Below are 1,454 nucleotides of genomic sequence, written 5' to 3'. Positions count from 1 at the left end.
CATAGGCGGGGGGAGGACAACCCGGGGAACTGAAACATCTAAGTACCCGGAGGAGAGGAAATCAATCTCGAGACTCCCCGAGTAGCGGCGAGCGAAAGGGGACCGATGGCCAAACCGTCGAGCGGGCGTACCCGGCAGGGGTTCCGCCGGCGGGGTTGCAGGGCCGCGCATCCGGGGGCTGCCGCCCCCGGGCGCAGGTCCGGCTGGGGAGCGGAACGGCATGGGAGGGCCGGCCGCAGCGGGTGACAGCCCCGTACGCGAACCCAGACCGGACGGCGCGACGCGGTCCCTGAGTAGGGCCGGGCACGTGAAACCCGGTCCGAACCTGGGTGGACCACCATCCAAGCCTGAGTACTACCCTGTGACCGATAGCGCACCAGTACCGTGAGGGAAAGGTGAAAAGCACCCCGGGAGGGGAGTGAAACAGTACCTGAAACCGTGCGCCCACGAGCAGTCGGAGCACCCTTCGGGGTGTGACGGCGTGCCTTTTGTAGAATGAGCCAGCGAGTCGCTGGCGCGGGGCGAGGTTAACCGAAAGGGAGCCGTAGCGAAAGCGAGCCTTAACAGGGCGACTTGAGTCCCGCGCCGCGGACGCGAAGCCGGGTGAGCTATCCGTGGGCAGGCTGAAGCGGGGGTAAGACCCCGTGGAGGGCCGAACGCACGTCGGTTGAAAACGGCGGCGATGACCTGCGGATAGGGGTGAAAGGCCAATCAAACCCGGAGATATCTCGTTCTCCCCGAAATAGCTTTAGGGCTAGCGTCGCGCGTTCACCGCCGGAGGTAGAGCACCGGATGGACGAGGGGGCTTCGCCGCCTACCGAATCCAACCGAACTCCGAATGCCGGCGGCCCAGAGCGCGGCAGTCAGAGCATGTGGGCTAAGCTGTGTGCTCGAGAGGGAAACAGCCCGGACCGCCCGCTAAGGTCCCCAAGTTCCAGCCGAGTGGCAAAGGATGTGCGTCCGCCCAGACAACCAGGATGTTGGCTTAGAAGCAGCCATGCATTCAAAGAGTGCGTAACAGCTCACTGGTCGAGTGGACATGCGCCGACAATACACGGGGCTAAGCTGGACACCGAAGCGGCGGGATTTTATCTATAGAATCGGTAGGGGAGCTTCCCATGGGCGGAGAAGCCGGAGGGCGACCGACGGTGGAGCGCATGGGAGTGAGAATGCTGGCATGAGTAGCGAGAGACGAGAGAGTAACTCGTCCGCCGTGAACCCGAGGTTTCCTGGGCAAGGCTAATCCTCCCAGGGTCAGTCGGGGGCTAAGGCGAGGCCGGGAGGCGTAGCCGACGCGCAGCAGGCAGACATTCCTGCACCGCGCACGCGGCGCTACGACCGACGGGGCGACGGATGGGGGTGGCTCGGCGGGGTTCTGGACGTCCCCGTGATGGAGCGCGGCCCGCGGACCAGGGAAATCCGGTCCGCATCGAGGGCGAGGCTCCGGACGAAGC

1 rRNA gene is annotated in these 1,454 nt (G+C 65.3%); it reads left to right on the top strand.

Going from position 1 to position 1,454, the window contains the following annotated elements:
* Positions 1 to 1,454: ribosomal RNA gene (locus ACTQXO_RS08690) — 23S ribosomal RNA — on the top strand; the annotation flags it as partial.

It is taken from the genome of Collinsella sp. LCP19S3_D5, from assembly GCF_052121415.1.
Taxonomy (GTDB): domain Bacteria; phylum Actinomycetota; class Coriobacteriia; order Coriobacteriales; family Coriobacteriaceae; genus Collinsella.
Note: the sequence above shows the minus strand (reverse complement) of the source record. Positions and strands in the feature narration are given on the sequence as shown.